Genomic DNA, 20,630 nt, shown 5'->3' on the forward strand with positions numbered 1-20,630 from the left:
GTGAGCCATCGCGATGGTGAACGTGGGCACCATGCTCGGTGGGCGGTACCGGCTGGACGAGCGGATCGCCGGTGGCGGCATGGGCGAGGTCTGGCGCGGCACGGACGATGTGCTCGGACGTACCGTGGCCGTGAAGGTCCTCCTACCTCAGCTGCTGGAGGATCCCGGCTTCGTCGAGCGGTTCCGGGGCGAGGCGCGCACCATGGCGACCATCAACCACCCGGGCGTGGTCAACGTCTATGACTACGGATCCGACCCGGTCGTCGGCGCGTACCTGGTGATGGAGTACGTGGAGGGCGACGCGCTGTCCCGTACCCTCGGGCGCGTCGGCCGGCTGACCCCGGGCCGCACCATGGCCCTGGTCGCGCAGGCCGCCGACGCTCTCCAGGCCGCCCACGACAAGGGCATCGTGCACCGGGACGTGAAGCCGGGCAACCTGCTGGTCCGGCCGGACGGAACGCTGGTGCTGACCGACTTCGGGATCGCCCGCTCGGCGATCGTCGGGCAGCTCACCGCGGCCGGGTCGGTGCTGGGTACCGCGTCGTACATCTCCCCGGAGCAGGCGGCCGGCGCGGTGGCGACACCGCTGTCCGACGTGTACGCGCTGGGCGTCGTGGCGTACCAGTGCCTCGCCGGGCGCCGCCCGTTCGAGGGCGACAACCCGCTCGAGATCGCGATGCAGCACGTCCGTTCGCAGCCACCGCCGCTGCCCCGGGACACCCCGCCGAACGTCCGGGCGATCGTCGAGCGATCCATGGCCAAGGAGCCCACGGCCCGGTACCCCAGCGCGGCCGCGCTCGGGCAGGTCGCACGGCGTGCCTCGGCAGGCTTGGCGGGTGGCGGCGGACCGGGCGTGGGACCGGCCGGCGCTCCGGTCTCGGTACCGCCCATCGCGTCCCAGACCTCGCCCGGCCCGCTCGGGTCGAGCACCGCACCGACGATGCGGGCGCCCGTCGGCGGTGTACCGGTCGCCCGGCCGCCGGCCGGTGGCGTACCGGCGACCCGCGCCATGCCCGGGTACCCGGGCGGGACGGCGCGCACCAGGCCGGTCAGCCCGGCCGGGTACGCCCGGGGAAGCGCACTGCCACCGACCCAGACGCCGCCGCGCCGACCGGAGCCGGCGTACCCGGCCGCCACCCCTCCGTCGAAGGGCAACGGGAACGGTCGGGCCGTGCTCACCGGTGTGCTCGTCGGCCTGGTCGCACTGCTGCTGATCGGCGCGGGCGTGCTCGCGTTCGTGCTTGCCTCCCAGCACAACAACGACGGCACGCCGGGGCCGACCGACAGCCCCAGCAGCCCGGCGACGACGGCGGCGGCACCGCCACCCACAAACGACCAACCGCAGAACACGCCCACCACGGGCTCCGCCAACCAGCTCGTCAACCTGCACTGCGACCAGCTGATCGGCAAGCCGTACAGCGCGGTGGCGAGGACGCTGCAGGACGCGAATTTCGGCGTCGACGAGGAAGAGGTGGACGGCGGTGGCAAGTCCGGCACGGTGCTGGATGTCACCCCGTGCCAGGCCCGACCCGGCGACACGATCAAGGTCGAGGTCACGACCGGCAAGGATGGTGGCGACGGCGGAAACGGCGGCAACGGACCGACCACCCAGCCGACGACGGCCAAGCCGGATCAGACCTGCGGCGGGCGGAACGGGAACGACTGCACCCCGGACCCCCGGAAATCCCAATGAACGCCATCGGGTAGGAATGGCAAGGGACGATGAACATCGATGTTAAAGGACGACTGACGAAATGAGTGCGGGCCGCCTGCTCGGGGGCAGGTACCAGGTCGGCGATTTGCTCGGCTATGGCGGGATGGCCGAAGTGCACCGCGGCCGAGACCTCCGCCTGGGCCGGGACGTAGCGATCAAGATGCTGCGTACCGACCTGGCCAGGGACCGCACCTTCCAGGAGCGATTCCGCCGCGAGGCACAGAACGCGGCCTCGCTGAACCACCCGGCGATCGTCGCTGTCTACGACACCGGCGAGGAGCGCGCGCCGACCGGCGAGACCATCCCGTTCATCGTCATGGAGTTCGTCAACGGCCGCACCCTCAAGGAAGTACTGACGGCCGAGGGCAGGCTGATGCCGCGCCGGGCGCTGGAGATCACCGCGGACATCTGTGCCGCCCTGGAGTTCAGCCACCGGCATTCGATCATCCACCGGGACATCAAGCCCGGAAACGTCATGCTCACCCAGACCGGCCAGGTCAAGGTGATGGACTTCGGCATCGCCCGCGCCCTGGCCAGCGGCGCGACCACGATGACGCAGACCAGCGCGGTGATCGGCACCGCGCAGTACCTCTCGCCGGAGCAGGCCCGAGGCGAGGCGGTGGACGCTCGTTCCGACGTGTACGCCACCGGCTGCGTCCTGTACGAGCTGCTCACCGGCCACCCGCCGTTCGTCGGCGACAACCCGGTGTCGGTCGCGTACCAGCATGTCCGGGAAGACCCGCTCCCGCCCAGCGACTCCAACCGGGACGTGCCGCCGGACGTCGACGCCGTGGTGCTCAAGGCGCTGGCGAAGAACCGGATGAACCGGTACCAGAGCGCCGGCGAGATGCGCGGCGACGTGCTGCGCGCGGCGGCCGGCCGGCCGGTGCTCGCGACGCCGGTCATGCCCGCGGACGAGCGCACCATGACGATCCAGCCGCAGCAGCCCCGCCTGGTCGGCAACCGCAACACCGGCACGATGGCCCGCGTCGGCAACCCGCAGCGGCGCCGGGCCTCGAACTGGGTGATCGCCTGCCTGGTGATCCTCGGCGTGCTCGCGCTCGGCGCCCTGGGCACCGGTCTGTACCTGGCCAACAAGACGCCGCAGTCGCGGGTGCCGGATCTGGTCCACCAGAGCGTCACCGACGCGCAGAACCTCCTGAAGCAGAACAAGCTGCGGGGCCAGCAGAACAACACGGTGTTCAACACCGAGTGCACGAAGGACACCGTGGTCGACCAGGCGGTGCAGGCGCAGACCCAGGTGAATCAGAACACCGTGATCGGTTACGACGTCTGTGGCGGCCCGCAATCGGTCAAGGTGCCCCCGCTCACCGGCCTGACCCAGGCCGCGGCCCAGAGCGCGCTCAGTGCCGCGCAGCTCAAGCCGAATTTTCAGATGGTCGACAGCCTTGTCAACGACAAGGGCAAGGTGGTCAGCGTCGATCCCAAGGAAGGGACCGCGACCTCTCAGGGACAGACGGTCACCGTCGGCATCGGCAAGGGCAACGAAGCCCAGGTGCCGGACCTGTCCGGGCTGACGGAGGACCAAGCTCGACAGCGGCTCAGCGACCTGAACTTCAACAACGTGGACGCCTCGCAGCAGCTGACCGACAACCCGGACGAGGTGGGTACGGTCACCAGCCAGTCACCGTCGCGGAACACGGTCGCGAAGCTGGACGCCCATATCACGATCTTCATCGGCAAGGCCGCCCAGGTGAGTTCGCCGTCGCCGACCGTGACGGAGAGCAGCGGATCCCCGACGCCGTAGCGCTCGCCGCAACCCGCCCGGTGTGACGCCGGGCGGGCCGGGCCGGCCTGAGGGATCGGGTGGCGCCAGCGATGAGGTAGGTGGGCGAGCCGCCGGGATCAGGCGGCGAAAGCCGCCAGCCGGTGCGCCTCGACCTCTTCGACGAGAGCCGGTGCGCGGTCCAGAGCCTGCGGGTAGCCGCAGGTGGCCAGCCAGTTCGCGAGCAGCAGGTGGCCGCCCTGGGTCAGTACCGACTCGGGATGGAACTGCACCCCCTCGATCGGCAGGCTCCGGTGGCGCATCGCCATCACCACGCCCGACTCGGTGCGGCCGGTCACCTCGATCTCCTCGGGCAGCGTGGACTCCACCACGGCCAGCGAGTGGTACCGGGTCGCCGTGAACGGGTCGGGCAGGCCGGCAAGGACGCCGTCGCCCCGGTGGTGTACCTGCGAGGTCTTGCCGTGCAGCAGCTCCGGAGCCCGGTTGACGGTCGCGCCGTACGCCGCCCCGATCGCCTGGTGCCCCAGACAGACTCCGAGGATCGGCCACCGGTCGCCGTACTCCCTGACCAGCGGCATGCAGATCCCGGCGCGCTGCGGGGTGCCCGGTCCGGGCGAGAGGAGCACACCGGCCGGGTCGATCCGGCCGACCTCGGCCAGGTCGACCTCGTCGTTGCGCCGGACCTCGCAGTCCACGCCGAGCTGGCCCAGATACTGCACGAGGTTGTAGACGAACGAGTCGTAGTTGTCCACGACCAGGATGCGCATGAATGTCACCTTGTGGGAGAGGGGGAGACCGGGACCACGCTGTCCTGGCTCGTCGAGCCGTTCCCGTTGGTCACCTGACCGTCGTTGTACGGCAGGTAGGGATCGACCGCCGGGAAGGCCAGGTACCAGAGTAAGGCAGCCGCCGCGCCGATGAGCAGCACCGACCCGGCGAGCTTGCCGGGCCACCCGAACGGCAGCCTGTGCCAGATCCAGCCGTACACGTCAACTCCCCAGTTCAGCCGGTCGGACATCGTGGGGGGTGGTCTGCACCAGGGTGCCGTGAACGATCATCCGTTGGTAGTTGTCCCACTTGGGATTGCAGGTGGTGAGGGTGATCTCCGCCTGGGTCGGCGTGACGCCGGGCTTGTCCGGGGTGGGTGCGATGACCTCCATCGCGTGCGGGCTCACGATCTCGTTCTGGTAGACCTTGTACACGTACCAGTTGGTCTCGGTCTCCATCACCAGGTAGTCGCCCGACTGGATCTCGTCGAGGTCCCAGAACATGCCCCGTTCCCGGTGCCCGGCCGTGGCGAAGTTCCCGATCTGACCGGGCATCGCGGTGCTCGGATAGTGCCCGGGCGCACCCCGGAGATCGTCGAGCGAGACCCCCTCGACGACGACCCAGTCCAGGTCGAGCTTGGGGATGTAGAGCCGGCCGATCGCGGAGCCGTCCGGCGGCGGCGGCTGGGGTGCGGCGGCCGACGGCGCGGCGGGAGCGGTGCTCGGCACGGTCGGCGGGGCGACCCAGTTCTGGGCCAGCCGGCGGTCGAGGTCCCGCTGGTGATCCTTGATCATCCCGACCCGGCCGTAGAGCTGGTACGCGACGAAGAGCAGGACGATCACGCCGAACGTGATCATCAGCTCCCCGCCGGTACGTGCGACCGTCCGCACGGTACGGGCGAAGCGCCCCGGTACCGGGGAGATCCGGTCCGGGCCCTCGGGCTGCACCGGCACGGCCGGCCTTGGCAGGGTGCCTGGCGAGGCATCCTCCACCGCGGACATCTCCATCGTGACGTCCATGGGATCCATCTCGACGGTGACATCGCTGTCCGTTGAGCGGTGTTTGGGCCTATGCGCCATAGTTTTACCCTGTCACGAGTTTCACCCTGTCGTGTGGGCGAACTGCAAATCGGTCGAACCGTCATAGGCAGGCAGGGTCACGTCGCTTCGGGTCTGAACGCCGTAGCCGAGGCCGAACGCGGCAACCGCCTCCCGGTAGATGTGCACGCCGCTCGAGGCGTCGAGCGCGGCCTGGAGTTGGTCGGGGTCGCCGATCGCGGTGATCTCGAACGGAGGCGAATACACCCGGCCGTTGAGCAGCAAAGTGTTGCCCACGCAGCGGACCGCGCTGGTGGAGATGACGCGTACCCCCATGATCGTCATGGCTTCCGCGCCACCCGCCCACAGCGCGTTGACCACGGCCTGGACGTCCTGCTGGTGGACCACGACGTCATCCGGGTGGGCGCCCGGCGGCAGCGAACCGTCCGCGCGCTTCGGCGCGTCGTTGAGCTTGATGGTCAGCCCCGGCCCGTGCACCTTGCTCAGGCCGGCGCTGGCCTTCTCCGAGTCCGCGCGGGACTGCTCCCTGGCGGTGTCCGCGTCGGAGCTACCCACCTGGTCGGTCTTCGCGTTGTTCTCGTCACGCAGGCCGGATTCCTGCTTGTCCAGTTGATCGATCTGCCGCTTGCGGTCGGCGATCAGGTTGGAGAGCTGCGGGGTCCGGTCATCGCGGAGAGCGGTGCCCTGGGCGGTGTGCGCGCTCGTGGTCAGCAGCATGCCGGTGAGCAGCGCCACTACCGGTACCAGGGCGGACCACGCGGTCGGCCGCCGCCGGCGGCGGTGCAGCAGGCCCAAACCGACCCGCCGAAACGCCTCACGCCAGGACGAGGTGCCCGATGTGTACTCCTCCACGACCCTCCCTCATCTCGCCCCCCACCTGATAACGCACGGGTGCCCGGGCGACTACGCTTGTTACGGACATTATTCTGGCTGTGCTCGGGTGTTCACATAGCGGGCAGACGCGGTAGTGTTCAGCGACATTCCCTCCAGGAGAGCCCAGTGCCCAAATCCCGAGTACGACAGAAAAAGGTCTACACGCCGCCGACCGACATCGCGCCCCGCGTGTCGACGGTCAGCAAGCGGCCGAGTCCGACCTGGGTGCCGGCTAGCGCGGTGGCACTGATCGGCATCGGCATCGGCTGGCTGGTGACGTTCTACCTTTCCACCGGCAACTACCCGGTCTTGGCGTGGGGGTATTGGAACCTCGCGATCGGGTTCGGCGCGATGGTCGCGGCCCTGGCCCTGCTGGCCCGCTGGCGTTGATCCCGCCTGCCCGGTGAGTGCCGGGCAACCCTTTTTGATCAAGGCACCGACCTGTGGATGACCCATGTCCGAATGGCTGGGTATTACACAAGTGTGGTTTTCCCCAGGCTTATCCACAGGCTGTGGGTAAGCCTTCACGCAGCGAACCGGGGACTGACTGCGGTGGATCTCACGTTACCAATGAGTAACTAGACCGGTTAGGCTGCGGCACGAACGGGAGTTCCACCGCCAGTAGGGAGCCGCACCGATGGGACCGGTCCAGATCGTGGCCGCCACACTCGCCATCGTCATCACCCTGGGTGCGATCGCCCTGGTGGTCCGCGCGGTACGCGGGATCCTGCGGGTGGTGCGGCTCGGGCAGCCCGATCCGGAACGGTTCGACCGCAAGCGAGCCCGGCTCGCCACCATGCTGACCGAGACGCTCGGCCACACCCGGATGCTGCGCTGGACAGTGGTCGGCGCGGCCCACTGGTTCGTGATGGTCGGCTTCGGCGCGCTGCTGTTCACGCTGATCGAGGCGTACGGCGAGACCTTCAGCCCGGCCTTCGAGATCCCGGTCATCGGGTACTGGTCCGGGTACGGGCTGATCATGGAGCTGATCGCGGCACTGACCGGTGTCGGGATCCTCACGCTGATCGTGATCCGGCTGCTGAACCTGCCCACCCGCCGGTCCCGCTCCCGGTTCGCCGGCTCCACGTTCTGGCAGGCGTACTACGTCGAGTACACGATCGTCGGGATCGTGGTCTGCATCTTCCTGATCCGCGGGTTCAAGGCGGCCCGCGGTCAGCTGCCGTACCCGGTCTGGGCGGCGCCGATCTCCCACGGCCTCGGTCACATCCTGCCGGCCAGCGCGGACGCCATCACGGTCACCGCGATCGTGAAGATCATCGTGAGCATGGCCTGGTTCGTGGTGATCGCGTTCAACCTGAGCATGGGCATCGCCTGGCACCGGTTCGCCGCCTTCTTCAACATCTTCTTCAAGCGCACCGCGTCCGCCGCTCCGGCCCTGGGCGGGCTGCGGCCGATGATGAGCGGCGGGAAGCCGCTGGACTTCGAGGAGGCCGATCCGGAGCGGGACCAGTTCGGCGTGGCCGCGGTGGAGCAGTTCACCTGGAAGGGCCTGCTCGACTTCACCACGTGTACCGAGTGCGGCCGGTGCCAGTCGCAGTGCCCGGCCTGGAACACCGGCAAGCCACTGTCGCCGAAGCTGCTGGTCCTGTCGCTGCGCGATCATGCCTACGCCAAGGCGCCGTACCTGCTCGCCGGCGGCGCCGGCGCGAACGGCGGTACCCCGGACGGTGGCGCTCCGGACGGTGGCGCCTTGGACGGTGGCGCCCCGGACGGCGGGTCCGGAGCCGGGGTCGACCACTCGAAGATCAACGTACTGGCGCTGGCCGAGGCGCAGCGGCCGCTGATCGGCGGGCCGGACGAGCAGGGCGTGATCGACCCGGACGTGCTCTGGTCCTGCACCACCTGCGGTGCCTGTGTGGAGCAGTGCCCGGTGGACATCGAGCACGTCGACCACATCGTCGACATGCGCCGGTACCAGGTGCTGATCGAGTCCAACTTTCCCAGCGAGGCCGGCGTCATGCTGCGCAACCTGGAGTCCAAGGGCAATCCCTGGGGCGCGCCCCCGGCCACCCGGGAGGACTGGACCAAGGGTCTCGACTTCGAGATCCCGCGGGTCAGCGACGGCGGGGACTTCGAGTACCTGTTCTGGGTCGGCTGTGCCGGGGCGTTCGAGGACCGGGCCAAGAAGACCACGCGGGCCGTGGCCACGCTGCTGAACGAGGCCGGGGTCTCCTTCGCGATCCTGGGCAACGGCGAGACCTGCACCGGCGACCCGGCCCGCCGGATCGGCAACGAGTTCCTGTTCCAGACGCTGGCCATGCAGAACGTGGAGACGCTGAACGATGCCGGGGTCACCAAGATCGTGGCTAGCTGCCCGCACTGCTTCAACACGCTCGCCAACGAGTACGGGCAGCTCGGCGGCCGGTACCAGGTCATCCACCACACGCAGCTACTGGCCGAGCTGGTCGGCAGCGGGAGGCTCACTCCGGTACAGCCCCTGGACGGCGGCCTGACCTACCACGACCCGTGCTACCTCGGCCGGCACAACCGGGTGTTCACGCCACCCCGGGAGGTGCTCGGCGCCGCCAGCGACAGCCTGGTCGAGATGCCCCGCAACTCCGAGCGCTCGTTCTGCTGCGGTGCCGGCGGCGCCCGGATGTGGATGGAGGAGCGGATCGGGAAGCGGATCAACGTCGACCGGGTCGAGGAGGCGGTGGCCACCGGGGCGAAGACGGTCGCGGTCGGCTGCCCGTTCTGCATGACCATGCTGTCCGACGGGGTGAACGGAGTGGCTCCGGGCCAGGCCGAGGTGGTGGACGTGGCGACGGTACTGCTGCGGTCGATCAAGCCGGAGCCCGCCGCCGGCTGACGCCGGCGGTCACCGCGGGTCCACCCGGGCGGCGCCCCGCGCCCGGTCGCGGCTATCCGGCACAATGGATGCCGAGGTGAGTCGACTATTTCCGCGCTATTGACAGTTCTCCCCCTCGTCGCATTTGTGCTGCTCACCGCCGCCAACGCGTTCTTTGTCGCGGCCGAGTTCTCGCTGGTCACCGTCGACCGGTCGACGATCGAGCAGAGCGCACAGTCCGGCGACCGGGCGGCCCGCACGGTCCGGAACCTGCTGCACGAGCTGTCCTTCCAGCTCTCCGGCGCCCAGCTCGGCATCACCCTGGCCGCGCTGCTGACCGGGTACCTCGCCGAGCCGGCCCTGTCCCGCCTGCTCAAGCCGCTGTTCGGTGATCACCGCACACTGACGTACTTCGTCGCGCTGGCCATCGCCACGCTGTTCTCGATGCTGTTCGGCGAGCTGGTGCCGAAGAACGCCGCGCTGGCCCGGCCCATGCCGCTGGCCCGCGCCACGGCCCGTCCACAGCGGGCCTTCTCCTCGGTCCTGCGCTGGTTCATCCGGGCCTTGAACGGGTCGGCCAACCTCATCGTGCGCGGCTTCGGGCTGCAGCCGCAGGAAGAGCTGGCCAGCGCCCGGTCTCCGGAGGAACTGGGCCTGCTCGCGGCGATCTCGGCCCGGGCCGGCGCACTCCCCGAGGACACCGCCCTGCTGCTCCAGCGCACCATCCGGTTCGGCGAGAAGCGCGCCGCCGAGGCGATGACGCCCCGGGTCGACGTGATCGCGCTTCCGGCCGGCACCAGCATCGTCGACCTGCTGACCACCGTCCGGGACACCGGGCACAGCCGGTTCCCGGTGTACGAGTCGACGGTCGACCTGGTGACCGGCGTGGTGACCGTGATCGACGCCCTGGCCGTCCCGCCCGCCAGCCGGCTGACCACCACCGTGGCCAGCATCGCCCGCGAGCCGATCTACGTACCCGAGAGCCTGGACCTGGACGGGGTACTGGAGATCCTTCAGGCGGGTTCGGCGGACCTGGCGATCGTGGTCGACGAGTACGGCGGCACCGACGGCATCGTGACCGTCGAGGACCTGGCCGAGGAACTGGTCGGTGAGATCGCCGACGAGTACGACGTCGCTCCGGCGGCGTTCGAGATCACCGCGCCGTCCGGCGACCGCAGCGTGCTGGTCGAGGGCGTGCTGCGCGAGGACGAACTGGCCGAGGCGACCGGGTTCCGTCTGCCCGAGGGCCCGTACGAGACGCTGGCCGGGTTCATCCTGGCCCGGCTCGGGCACATCCCGGTCAACGGCGAGACGCTGCGCGAGCAGGGCTGGGAGTTCACCGTCGTGGAGGTGGACCGGCACCGGATCGAGCAGGTCCGGGTGACCCGGCCGGAGCCCAGCGATGACTAGCCTGATCATCATCGTCCTGCTGCTGGGCAACGCGTTTTTCGTGGCGGCCGAGTTCTCCCTGATCGCATCGAGGCGTACCGCCGTCGAACCGCTGGCCGCGACGTCACAGATGGCCCGGTCCGCGCTGCGGGCGATGGAACAGATACCGGTGATGATCGCCGGAGCCCAGCTCGGCGTGACCATCTGCTCCCTGGGTCTGGGCGCGATCGCCGAGCCGACGCTGTCCCACCTGGTCGGCGACGGGCTGGACGTGACCCACCTGCCCGCCTCGGCGGCCCACCCGATCGCGTTCGTCCTCGGCCTTGTCGCGGTGACCTTCCTGCACACCGTGCTCGGCGAGATGGTGCCGAAGAACCTGACGCTGGTCGGTCCGGAGCGCGCCGTGCTCTGGCTCGGGCCGCCGATGCTGTGGTTCTGCACCGCGACGAGGCCGCTGTTGATCGCCATGCGGTGGGCGTCCCGGGTCGTGTTGAAGATCTGGCGGATCGAGTCGACCGACGCGGTGAAGACCGTCTACACGGCCGAGGAGCTGGCCGGTCTCGTCGCCGAGTCGCGGACCGAGGGCCTGCTCGACCCGGAGGAGCACCGGCGGATCACCGGCGCGCTGGCGCTGCACGAACGTACCGCCGGCGACGTGCTGCGACCGTGGAACGCGGTGACCACCGTCGCCGAGGACGTGTCGCCGGCGTCGCTGGAGGTGCTGGCTACCCGTACCGGCCTGTCCCGCTTCCCGGTGGTCGACCGGGAGACCCGCCGGGTCCGGGGCTTCGTGCACGTCAAGGACGTGCTCGGGGTGGTCGGCCAGGCGCGCCGGGCTCCGATCGAGCCCACGCTGATCCGGCCGCTGCCGGTGATCCCGCCGAACCGGACGCTGGCCGAGGCGTTGCTGGCCATGCGCCGGGAGCGCCGGCACATCGTGCTCATCACCGACGGGCGCACCCCGCTGGGACTGCTCACTCTCGACGATGTTCTGCGGGCCGTGGTGGGTGCGAGCGAGGGCGGAACAACCAATCCGGTGGTACGCAGCGTCGCCAGCTGAATGCGCAGCGAATTACCCGAGATCTCGGCTTGATTGCGTACCGGCGGCTTCCCTAACCTAGGGGATCGTCCCGCTCCGTCCCCCCGGGAGCGAAGGAGTCCAAACTTCGTGAGAACCTCTCTGACCGTGTCCATGTCACGGTCCTCGCGTCGTGCCTTCATGGTCGTCGCTGCCAGTATCCTTGCGCTTACCGCCGCGTTGCTTCCGGGCACGCAGGCGCACGCGACGCCGTCGGTGACCGACCTCGAGGCACAGATCGACCAGAAGTGGAATCAGCTCGAACCACTGGTCGAGAAGTACAACAGCGTGCACGACCAGCTTCAGCAGAACCTGAGCAAGCAGGCGACGCTGAACAAGCAGCTGGCACCGCTGCAGACCCAGGTGCAACTCGCTCAGGTGCGGGTCGGCGCGATGTCCGCCGAGCTGTACATGAACGGTCCCGGCTCCAACCTGAACGCGTTGCTGGAGAGCGGTTCGCCGACCACCCTGGTCGACCAGCTCACCAGCCTCAACCAGGTGGCGCGCGAACAGCAGCGCACCGTCGCGGCGGTGCAGGAGCAGGTGCAGAAGTACGCGAAGCAGAAGCAGTCGCTGGACGCGCTCGTTATCCAGCAGCGGAAGCAGGATCAGGCGCTGGCCACACAGAAGAGCCAGATCACCGGCCAGATCAACCAGTTGACGAAGCTGCGTGACCAGGCATACGGATCGGGCGGCGGCGCAGGCGGCAGCCTCCAGCCGGTGGCCTGCCCGTACACGCCGAGCAGTGGCGCGGGCGCCACGGCGGCGAAGAAGGCGTGTTCGCTGATCGGCAAGCCCTACGGTTGGGGCGACGCCGGTCCGACGTACTACGACTGCTCAGGCATGACGATGACGGCGTGGAAGGCGGCCGGCGTGTCGCTGCCGCACAACGCGGCGGCCCAGGACAGCGCTACCCCGGACATCAGCGCGAGCTCGCTGCGACCGGGCGACCTGGTGTTCTACGGATCCGACGACCACCACGTCGCGCTGTACGTGGGCGGCGGCTGGGTCGTGCACGCACCGAAACCGGGTGACCACGTTCGGATGGCCAAGATGGCCGACATCGGATCCCCTAGCGGCTACGGGCGACCGTAGCTGATCTGCCCTAATTTTCCGAGATTTCGGCGGCGGTGTCCACAATGGACACCGCCGCTGCCAGTCTCGACAAGGGTTTAACGAACGACTCGGCCCCGGGATGCGGCGATTACGGCGCGTCGAGAAGGGAAATTCGACGAGTAGTAGTGGCCGCGTTCGCTTGCGCACCACGGTCCCGTATCCCTACCGTTATGAATCGCCGCTCGGAAGTCGGTCGCCCGCAAGGGGAGACCCCGGACGGTACCGCCGAATCGACGTACCGAACCGGGGACCCACCGGCACCATCGGGGTGAATCCGCGCGACGCGCGGTAGGGCGCTTCCCAGCCCGAACCCGTCAGCTAACCCGGTAGGCGGTGAAGGCTGTTCGCCTTCATAGGGAAGAAAGGGTCGTACCACCGTGGCAGGGTCTGCCGCACGCCCGCACCGTACCCGGTTCACTCACTCCTTCCGTCTCTTCGGCCTGATCGCCGCAGTCGCCGGCCTGGCACTCGCCCCGGCAACCGTCGCGCACGCCGCTCCGGCCAGCCCCGGCCAGATCGAGGCGCAGATCGACCAGAAGTTCAACCAGCTCGAGCCGCTGCTGGAGCAGTGGGACGGCGTCCACGAGAATCTGGTCAAGAACCAGCAGAAGGTCGCCAACCTCCAGGCTCAGATCAAGCCGCTGAAGCTGCAGGTCGACCTCGCCATGACCCGGGTCAGCGCGGTCTCGGCGAAGTTCTACGAGCACGGGCCGGGATCAAATCTCAACGCTCTGCTGGAATCCGGCTCACCGTCCACATTGGTCGATCAGCTCGGGATGCTGAACGAGATGTCCCGTCAGCAGACCCAGAGCATCGCCGACGTGGTGAAGCTGCGCCAGAAGTATGAGGAGCAGGAGGCGCCCATCGACGCGATGGTCGCCAACCTCAGCAAGCAGCAGGCCACCTTGGACGCGCAGAAGAAGCAGCTGCAGGGCCAGCTCAACCAGTTGCAGCAGCTGCGCCTGGCCGCGTACGGGACGTCCAGTGGCACCGGCAAGCTGAAGCCGGTCGCCTGTCCGCAGGTCTACACCGGCGACAAGGGCAGCAAGGCCGCACAGTTCGCCTGTAACCAGATCGGCAAGACGTACGTGTGGGACGCCGATGGCCCCGACTCGTACGACTGTTCCGGCCTGACCATGGCCTCCTGGCGCTCCGTCGGCGTGACGCTTCCGCACAACGCGTACCAGCAGAAGCAGAACACCACGCCGGTCAGCCATGCGAACCTCAAGCCCGGCGACCTGGTCTACTACTACTCGGACGTGCACCACGTCGTCATCTACGTCGGCAATGACTGGGTAGTCAGCGCACCGACGTTCGGTGAAGACGTGCAGATGCAGAGGCTCGACATGTCCCGGGTCAACGCGTACGGCCGACCCTGACGCGTGTCACGGCGTCGCGGGTGCCCGATCGGCCCGCGACGCCCGCCGCACCTTGCCGGGTAGCACCTCCCCGCTGCCCAGGCTGAAGGTCAACGTTCACGCACCGGCCTCGCGGCCAGCCGTTAATTGGCTTGCCGCGCTCAAGGCCCCTGGCTCACGCTCTGTCTTTGTTCACCGACGGCGCCCCGCCCTCGCAGTGCCCTTTCCCCCGGCGTGCTCTTCCCCCCTCGCCGAGCCTGCGTGAGCGGGGCGCCGTGCACCCCCTCGCGGTTCCTCGATATAACGTGCCGGCGGCGCTGACGGTTCGACCGGCGGGCCCACTGTCGCCCGGAGACCGCCGCTGATTCCCGGTCCGGCGTTTTCAGCAGTCGCGTCTTGTCGTCCTTCGGGTACCGACCGGTGCAGGCCGCTAGATTGAGGACAGGGCCTGACCCGGCCGAACGGCTGCGCCGGATGCGCTGACCGGCGCCGGGATCCGGAGTCTGAGCGTGGGCGGATCGGGGGAGCCACACGTGATCGGCGCGGGCATCCTGGACCGGCTGCGTCACCGGGATCCGGGATTCCGGATCTCACTGCGGGCTCTCCGCCTGACGATCGCCGCCATTCCCGCCTATTACGTCTGCCTGTACGGCATCCACAACAAAATCCTGGCGACGTACGTCATCTTCGGGACGATCGCCGCCGGGATCTTCATCCAGCTGCCGGGCTCCGCCCGGCAGCGAGCGAGCGCCATCCTCGCGGCGATACCCGTCGCCTGCGGCCTGATCGCCCTGGGAACCGCCCTCAACGTGAACCTCTGGGCGGCGGTGATCGGAACGCTCGTGATCGGGTTTTCGGTCGCCTACTTCAGCGTCGCCGGCCCCCGCCTGTTGGGACTTGCCAGCGGCCTCCAGCTCTTCTACCTGGTGGCGAACTTCTCGCCTCATCACCTGGCGGCTCTGCCGGCCCGGCTGATCGGAGCGAGCATCGGAATGGCGCTCGCCGCCGCCGCGGAGGTGCTGCTGTGGCGCGCCCCGCCTCCGGTGACGTACGAGCAGCGCGTCGCGGAGGCCGCGGAGGCCGCCGCCGATCTGCTCGACGCGTCCTCGGAGGTGGTGGCCGGTCGCGCCGCGGGCGACGGCGAGATGACGCGGCAGCAGCAACGGACGGCGCAGGCGATACGGCAGACCCGGGTACGCGCGATTCCGGTGCCCGAGCGGCCGACCTCGGCCGGCCGTCGCGATCGGGCGCTGCGCGACGCCGCGTGGACGACCTGGGAGGTTGCCGAGCAGGTACGCCGGTTCATGACGCGACCGCAGCTGGGGTCACACCACGACGCCAACGCGGCCGAGGCGATGCGGCGAAGCGCGACAACGATGCGTACCGCCGGCCGGAGCCTGACCCGGGGCGAGACGCCACCGGACATCGGTGAGGTGCTCAGCGAGGCCACGCCGGGATTCGAGCCGATCGGCGCGCCAGGGACGCAGCCGGCGGACATCGAGCGGCGCCAGTTGCGGTTGAGCCTGCAGTCCATCGTCGAGCACGTCGACTTCTTCACCGTCGCCGTACGTGTCGCGACGCGGGAGCCGACGGTACGGCAGGACAAGCGCCTCTCACACGGAGCGACGACGCTCTGGTACGCGCGGCACAGCGACCTGTCCCTGGTCTGGCAGGAACTGCGGCGGAACCTGACGCCCCGATCGGCGTTCTTCCAGAGCGCGTTGCGGCTCGCCGTCGCGCTGGCGGCGGCGCGGGCGGTCACCGGAGTGCTCAACCTGTCCCACGGCTTCTGGGTACTCCTCGCGACCCTCACGGTGATGCGGACCTCCGCCCTCAACACCCGGACGACCCTGATCCGTTCCGTTCTCGGCGCGTTGATCGGCGCGGTGGCGACCGGTCTGGTGCTGACGTTCGTTGACGGTGCGCTGCCGTACGCGATGGCGCTGCTGGTGGCGGCCGTGCTGGCCTTCGGCGTGGGCAAGCTCCTGGGCACGATCTGGTCCCAGGCTGCGCTGACGGCCACGGTGACGCTGGTGTTCGCCCAGCTCGCGCCATCGGACTGGCGGCTGGCCAGCGTCCGGCTCGTGGACGTTCTCGCCGGCGGTGCGGTCGGTATCACGGCCGGCCTGGTGATGTGGCCCAGGGGCGCCGGCGCTGAGCTGTGGCGGAGGGTCGGCGCGTACCTGAGAGCCGACGCCGACCTCATCCAGGAGACGATCGCGGTGCTGACCGGCCGCGGCCGGTACAGCGGTTGGCCGCGGGGCGCGCTCAACGGTCCGCTGCGGGAGTACATCCCCGCCGAAGCGTCGATCTGCCAGTACTACACGGAGCGGCCGGACCCGCGGTTCGAGCGGGTGTACTGGGAGGCGTTCCTGGTCACGGGCGTCCATGTCATGCACGGCGCCGAGTTCCTGCTCCTGCGCAACCGGCCCGGCCTCCTGGCCGGGTGGCCGGAGGCCGCGGCCACGGTGACCGACATCGCCGAGGAACTGCGGCGCGGATACCGGACCCTGGCGGAGAAGGTGCCGGAGGGCTCAGACCACCCGATGGTCGCGCCGATGGACGGCGCGATGATCAGTGACCAGGTGGCGACCATCGTCGCCTCGGGCGGGGGCAGATCAGAGGACGTGTGCCTGCTGGAGATCGGCAATTGGCTCGCTTCTCTCAGCGAGAATCTCGACTGGCTCCAGACGGCGTCGGGTCGTCCACCGGGCCCGTGGGGGTCGACCTGACGCCGGGTCGCCGATCGCGACGTCAGCGGGTGTTGGTGGGCCAGACCCGCCAGTTCTTCCAGGACCGGCTCGGCGTCGGGCCGCGCTGGCCCTGGTACCGCGAGCCGTACACCGCCGAGCCGTACGGGTGCTCGGCCGGCGAGGACAGCCGGAAGATGCACAGCTGGCCGATCTTCATGCCGGGCCACAGCATGATGGGCAGGTTCGCCACGTTGGACAGCTCCAGTGTGACGTGCCCGGAGAAGCCGGGGTCGATGAAGCCGGCGGTCGAGTGGGTGAGCAGGCCCAACCTGCCGAGGCTCGACTTGCCCTCCAGTCGCCCGGCCAACTGGTCGCCGAGCGTGATGACTTCCAGCGTGGAGGCGAGAACGAATTCGCCCGGATGCAGCACGAACGGCTGCCCCTCGTCGACCTCGACCGGCGACGTCAGCTCGTCCTGCTGGATAGCCGGATCGATGTGCGTATAGAGGTGGTTGTTGAAGACGCGGAACAGCCGATCGAGCCGAACGTCGATGCTGGACGGCTGCACGAGTTCGGGCTCGAACGGGTCCAGCTCAAGCCGCCCACTCTTCAGCTCGTCGATCAGGTCACGGTCGGAAAGCAGCACGCCTGGCAGCTTACCCAGGGGCGTGTCGCACCATCCGCGTTTGGGCGCCCGGCAAGTGTCGTATCGAACGTATGTTCGATAGAATGTGGGCATGGCATCGTGGTCTGAATTCACCGCCGCCAACCCCGGGCTCGCGTCGGCAATCCGTGAGCTCATCCATCAGTACGGGTCGGGACTCGGGTACCTGGCGACGATCCGGGCGGACGGCGGGCCGCGGGTACATCCGGTGGCCCCAGTGATCATGGATGACGGGCTGTACTGCTTCGTCATCGATTCCCCGAAGCGGCGAGACCTCGATCGCGACGGGCGCTACGCGCTGCATTCGTACCCGCCGGAGGACAACGACGACGAGGCATACCTGTCGGGTCGAGCGCGGCCGGTGACGGACCGGCGGCGGGTGGAGCGGCTGGCGGAGGCATACCGGGCGGAGAAGCGGATCGACTGGCGCCTGTACGAGTTCTCGGTCGAGGTGGCGATGGTGGCGCGGCGGGTCAACGGCGGCGGCCCGGAGGCCACGACCACCGAGATCTGGCGGGATGAGCGGATCGCCGAGGCGGCCGACGGAGCGGCGATGCGGCACGGGCCGGCGATCAGGTAGAGTGGTCCCGCTCGCGGGTGTAGTTCAATGGCAGAACATCAGCTTCCCAAGCTGACAGTGAGGGTTCGATTCCCTTCACCCGCTCCAAGCTCTGAAGGCCCAGCTCAGGACCATGGTCCCGAAGCTGGGCCTTCTGCATTGCCCGCCGTACGCCAGATTGCCCGCCGCGCCTCAGCCGAGCGGTACCAAGGTGGCCCGGACTTCGACCAGTTTCCTCAGCCGTCCACCGCTCCGGAGGCCGCCGCATCGAGGAGCCGGGCGAGTTCGACCGGCTTGGTGACCATGGGCCAATGGCCGGAGTCGATGTCAACGAACTCGAGGTGCTTCGCCTTGGGGAGTTCGGCCACGTCTCCCGCGGCCATCCATGCCTGAGCCTGGGCGGGGCTGTACTCCGGGCACACCACCAGGACCGGGACGTCGAACCGTCGCTCGTCCGTCAGCCGCACCATGCCCTTGGCCACCGCCTCGGGTACCGGGATCGCCGCGGCCTCGAACGTGCGCCTGGCCTCCTCGTCGAGGTCGGCGGAGTCCGCGCCGTCGAACGGGCCCCAGCCGGGGAAGGGCATGGCACCGTCCCTCAGATCGAAGAAGTCGGCGTAGGGCTGCCCGTCGGCGGTCGGGAAGCCGCCGATGAGGACGACCTTGGCGACCTTCTCCGGTCGCGCGTCGGCGGCCAGCCAAGCGAGGCCGCAGGCGGCGGAGTGCCCCACGACCATGGCCTTGCCAGACGCCGAGTCCACCGCGGCGAGGACCGCCGCCACCTGGTCGTCGAGCGTCGCGGAGGCCGCCCCGTCGCCCTGGCCCGGCAGGGTGATCGGCACCGGGTGGTGGCCGAGCGGTTTGAGCGCGGACACGACGTCGTTCCAGGCGGATCCGTCGAGCCACAGCCCGGCGACGAGCAGGATATCCATGATCGGCTCTCTTCCTCATAAAGAATGTGGCGCTCAGACCTCAGGCTAGGGCCGATTCCGGACGATCTACTGCCGGCTTATCCGGCCGATCGCCTACCCTGGTCGGGTGCCGACCGAGCTGAGCCCCACCGCGCGGGCGCTTCGTGCCCTCGACATCCTCCAGACCCGGCCCGGCACGACGGCCGACCAGCTCGCCGAGAAGCTGGGCGTGACCGAGCGGGCCGCCCGCCGGTACGTCGGGATCCTCCGGGAAGCCGGCATCCCGGTCGATTCGGCCCGGGGCCGCCACGGCGGATACCGGCTCAGGCGTGGGACGAAGCTGCCTCCGGTGGTCTTCACGCAGGCCGAGGCGCTTGGTCTGGTCATGGCGGTGCTCGACGGCCAGCCGGCGGCCAACGATGCCGACGACCTTGTCGGTGCCGCGCTGGGGAAGGTCATCCAGGTGCTGCCGGAGAGCGTCGGACGGCAGGCGGCGGCACTGCGCGAGCACGCGTCGGCTGCGCCCGACCGCGGCTCGGCGCGTGCGGACCCGGCCACCACCAGCGCGCTCGTCGCGGCCGTCGCGGGCCGTCGCGGGGTCGTTGTCGGGTACCGGAACGAGACCGGCCACGAATGGGAGGCCGAGGTCGACCCGTGGGCGGTCGTCGTCCGCCACGGCCGCTGGTACCTGCTGTGTCATTCCCACCACGCGAACGCGATCCGCACGTACCGGATCGACCGGATCCGGACGGTGCGGCAGACCGGCCACGAGTTCGAGCCGCCCGACGGCCTCGACTCGGTGGCGGCGTTGGAAGAGAACCTGGGCGTCGGGTGGGAGTTCCCCACCCGGGTGGTGTTCGACGCGCCGCTGGCAGAGGTGGCCCCGTGGATCCGGCCTCCGATGGGACGGCTCGAACCCTCGGGGAACGGGTGCGTGCTGGTGGGCAGCACCAGCAATCCGGCGTCGTACGCGCAGGAGTGGCTGGCGGCCGTTCCGTTCGCCTTCCGCGTCGAGGGCGGCCCGGAACTCCGTGCCGCCGTAATGGCGCTCGCGGCCCGGCTCGCCGCCGCTTCGGCGGATGCGTGCGAACCGGTCTGGCCCGGCGCGTCTGGCGCCGCGCCACGACCCAGACCAGTCGGCGGCTAGTCCTGGTTCGGAGCGTGGCGCCGCGCCACGACCCAGACCAGTCGGCGGCTAGTCCTGGCTCGGCACGTGTGGCGCCGCGCGACGAGCCGGACCAGTCGCGCGACCGGGGACGTCGAAGGAGCTGGTCAGTCCGCCGGGCGCGGCGACTGCCGCATGACCCAGATGGTCAGCGGCGCCGCCACGGTGCGCACCACCTCCCAGCCGGCGCGGCGGTACATCTCGACGTTTCCGGGGTTGCTGGTCTCCAGGACCGCGGGCACGCCGTCCTCGGCGGCGCGGCGCAGTCCGGCCCGCATGACCGCGTGGCCCCAGCGGTGACCGGTGCTGTCCGGGTGGGTACCCAGGACACCGAGGTACCAGAACGGTGCCGCCGGCAGTACGGCGTGAACGGCGTCGTCGTACGCGTCGACACGGGCCATCGCCCCGGCGGGCAGCAAGTCGGCCAGAGTCCTTCGCTCCGGCGACGCCTCCTCGGTTCCGGGAGGATTCCAGAGTGCGACCGAGGCTCCCCGCCCGATCGTCCAGATCGTTTGCTTGGACACCCGCTTGTCGAACAGGTACCCGAAGAACGCCGCGGCGTACCGCGGGTAGGTGGCCTGGTCAGGGAACAGGTACCGGAGGACGGGATCGTTGGCGAACGTGTCCACGAGCGAGCCGACGATCGGCTCGCGGTCGGCCGGGGTGGCGACGGTGATCTCAGGCGCTGTCACGGCACGAGACGGTATCGCGGCGCAGACGCGGACGGC

At 69.5% G+C, this 20,630-nt stretch carries 17 protein-coding genes, 1 tRNA gene, 1 pseudogene and 1 riboswitch; of the genes and pseudogenes, 12 read left to right on the forward strand and 7 right to left on the reverse strand.

Annotated features, from left to right (window positions below; genetic code table 11):
* Positions 1-13: 13 nt before the first annotated feature.
* Positions 14-1,024: pseudogene (locus tag Raf01_RS07260) on the forward strand (serine/threonine-protein kinase); the annotation flags it as partial.
* Positions 1,025-1,754: 730 nt separating this feature from the next.
* Positions 1,755-3,482 carry a Stk1 family PASTA domain-containing Ser/Thr kinase gene (gene pknB, locus Raf01_RS07265; protein ID WP_203916931.1) on the forward strand — a complete coding sequence of 576 codons (1,728 nt, stop codon included), beginning with the start codon at positions 1,755-1,757 and terminating at the stop codon, positions 3,480-3,482.
* A gap of 98 nt (positions 3,483-3,580) precedes the next feature.
* Here pknB and Raf01_RS07270 read toward each other — a convergent pair whose 3' ends face one another.
* The 4 genes from Raf01_RS07270 to Raf01_RS07285 all read right to left on the reverse strand — a co-directional run bounded on the left by Raf01_RS07270 (position 3,581) and on the right by Raf01_RS07285 (position 6,139).
* Positions 3,581-4,228, reverse strand: coding sequence for an aminodeoxychorismate/anthranilate synthase component II (locus tag Raf01_RS07270; RefSeq protein WP_203916932.1), 648 nt, complete (start codon positions 4,226-4,228; stop codon positions 3,581-3,583).
* Positions 4,229-4,233: 5 nt separating this feature from the next.
* On the reverse strand, positions 4,234-4,479 hold the full coding sequence (locus Raf01_RS07275; RefSeq protein ID WP_239133434.1) for a hypothetical protein: 246 nt from the start codon (positions 4,477-4,479) through the stop codon (positions 4,234-4,236).
* Complete coding sequence (locus Raf01_RS07280) at positions 4,451-5,248, reverse strand: class E sortase (RefSeq protein ID WP_239133435.1); 798 nt, start codon at positions 5,246-5,248, stop codon at positions 4,451-4,453. The genes Raf01_RS07275 and Raf01_RS07280 overlap by 29 nt, the downstream gene beginning before the upstream one ends.
* A gap of 81 nt (positions 5,249-5,329) precedes the next feature.
* Entirely contained in the window at positions 5,330-6,139 is an 810-nt protein-coding gene (locus tag Raf01_RS07285; protein ID WP_203916933.1) for a DUF881 domain-containing protein, read from the reverse strand.
* A 147-nt stretch (positions 6,140-6,286) separates the two neighbouring features.
* Between Raf01_RS07285 and Raf01_RS07290 the strand changes: the two genes are divergently transcribed.
* From Raf01_RS07290 to Raf01_RS07320, 7 genes are all read left to right on the forward strand, one after another.
* Entirely contained in the window at positions 6,287-6,550 is a 264-nt protein-coding gene (locus tag Raf01_RS07290) for a cell division protein CrgA (RefSeq protein ID WP_203916934.1), read from the forward strand.
* Between the two features lie 247 nt (positions 6,551-6,797).
* Positions 6,798-8,990, forward strand: coding sequence for a (Fe-S)-binding protein (locus Raf01_RS07295; RefSeq protein WP_203916935.1), 2,193 nt, complete (start codon positions 6,798-6,800; stop codon positions 8,988-8,990).
* A 99-nt stretch (positions 8,991-9,089) separates the two neighbouring features.
* Positions 9,090-10,379, forward strand: a complete 1,290-nt coding sequence (locus Raf01_RS07300) for a hemolysin family protein (RefSeq protein WP_239133436.1) — start codon at positions 9,090-9,092, stop codon at positions 10,377-10,379.
* A complete protein-coding gene (locus tag Raf01_RS07305) occupies positions 10,372-11,418 on the forward strand; it encodes a hemolysin family protein (protein ID WP_203916936.1) in 1,047 nt (348 codons plus the stop codon). Before Raf01_RS07300 ends, Raf01_RS07305 begins: the two co-directional genes overlap by 8 nt.
* 108 nt (positions 11,419-11,526) lie before the next feature.
* A complete protein-coding gene (locus tag Raf01_RS07310) occupies positions 11,527-12,531 on the forward strand; it encodes a C40 family peptidase (RefSeq protein WP_203916937.1) in 1,005 nt (334 codons plus the stop codon).
* 234 nt (positions 12,532-12,765) lie between these two features.
* Positions 12,766-12,900, forward strand: a riboswitch (cyclic di-AMP (ydaO/yuaA leader).
* A gap of 29 nt (positions 12,901-12,929) precedes the next feature.
* Positions 12,930-13,931, forward strand: a complete 1,002-nt coding sequence (locus tag Raf01_RS07315) for a C40 family peptidase (protein ID WP_203916938.1) — start codon at positions 12,930-12,932, stop codon at positions 13,929-13,931.
* Between the two features lie 512 nt (positions 13,932-14,443).
* Positions 14,444-16,642 (forward strand): FUSC family protein, encoded by a 2,199-nt coding sequence (locus Raf01_RS07320; RefSeq protein WP_203916939.1) that lies wholly within the window; start codon positions 14,444-14,446, stop codon positions 16,640-16,642.
* A 22-nt stretch (positions 16,643-16,664) separates the two neighbouring features.
* Here Raf01_RS07320 and dcd read toward each other — a convergent pair whose 3' ends face one another.
* On the reverse strand, positions 16,665-17,249 hold the full coding sequence (gene dcd / locus Raf01_RS07325; RefSeq protein WP_203916940.1) for a dCTP deaminase: 585 nt from the start codon (positions 17,247-17,249) through the stop codon (positions 16,665-16,667).
* A gap of 91 nt (positions 17,250-17,340) precedes the next feature.
* On the opposite strand from dcd, the gene Raf01_RS07330 reads away from it, so the two are divergent.
* On the forward strand, positions 17,341-17,847 hold the full coding sequence (locus Raf01_RS07330) for a pyridoxamine 5'-phosphate oxidase family protein (protein ID WP_203916941.1): 507 nt from the start codon (positions 17,341-17,343) through the stop codon (positions 17,845-17,847).
* A gap of 13 nt (positions 17,848-17,860) precedes the next feature.
* Positions 17,861-17,934: transfer RNA gene (locus Raf01_RS07335), tRNA-Gly, on the forward strand.
* A gap of 128 nt (positions 17,935-18,062) precedes the next feature.
* Here Raf01_RS07335 and Raf01_RS07340 read toward each other — a convergent pair.
* The gene (locus Raf01_RS07340; RefSeq protein WP_203916942.1) at positions 18,063-18,758 is read right to left on the reverse strand and encodes an alpha/beta fold hydrolase; all 696 of its coding nucleotides are present in this window, start codon (positions 18,756-18,758) and stop codon (positions 18,063-18,065) included.
* Positions 18,759-18,864: 106 nt separating this feature from the next.
* Between Raf01_RS07340 and Raf01_RS07345 the strand changes: the two genes are divergently transcribed.
* Positions 18,865-19,884, forward strand: coding sequence for a helix-turn-helix transcriptional regulator (locus Raf01_RS07345; RefSeq protein WP_203916943.1), 1,020 nt, complete (start codon positions 18,865-18,867; stop codon positions 19,882-19,884).
* 125 nt (positions 19,885-20,009) lie between these two features.
* Here Raf01_RS07345 and Raf01_RS07350 read toward each other — a convergent pair whose 3' ends face one another.
* Positions 20,010-20,594: a GNAT family N-acetyltransferase gene (locus Raf01_RS07350; protein WP_203916944.1), complete on the reverse strand. Its 585-nt coding sequence runs from the start codon at positions 20,592-20,594 to the stop codon at positions 20,010-20,012.
* Between the last annotated feature and the right edge of the window lie 36 nt (positions 20,595-20,630).

The organism is Rugosimonospora africana, assembly GCF_016862975.1.
GTDB classification, from domain to species: domain Bacteria; phylum Actinomycetota; class Actinomycetes; order Mycobacteriales; family Micromonosporaceae; genus Rugosimonospora; species Rugosimonospora africana.

Coding starts and splice junctions, on each gene's coding strand:
- pknB (WP_203916931.1), top strand. CDS start 1,755: ATGAGTGCGGGCCGCCTGCTCGGGGGCAGGTACCAGGTCGGCGATTTG.
- Raf01_RS07270 (WP_203916932.1), bottom strand. CDS start 4,228: ATGCGCATCCTGGTCGTGGACAACTACGACTCGTTCGTCTACAACCTC.
- Raf01_RS07275 (WP_239133434.1), bottom strand. CDS start 4,479: ATGTCCGACCGGCTGAACTGGGGAGTTGACGTGTACGGCTGGATCTGG.
- Raf01_RS07280 (WP_239133435.1), bottom strand. CDS start 5,248: ATGGACGTCACGATGGAGATGTCCGCGGTGGAGGATGCCTCGCCAGGC.
- Raf01_RS07295 (WP_203916935.1), top strand. CDS start 6,798: ATGGGACCGGTCCAGATCGTGGCCGCCACACTCGCCATCGTCATCACC.
- Raf01_RS07305 (WP_203916936.1), top strand. CDS start 10,372: ATGACTAGCCTGATCATCATCGTCCTGCTGCTGGGCAACGCGTTTTTC.
- Raf01_RS07330 (WP_203916941.1), top strand. CDS start 17,341: ATGGCATCGTGGTCTGAATTCACCGCCGCCAACCCCGGGCTCGCGTCG.
- Raf01_RS07340 (WP_203916942.1), bottom strand. CDS start 18,758: ATGGATATCCTGCTCGTCGCCGGGCTGTGGCTCGACGGATCCGCCTGG.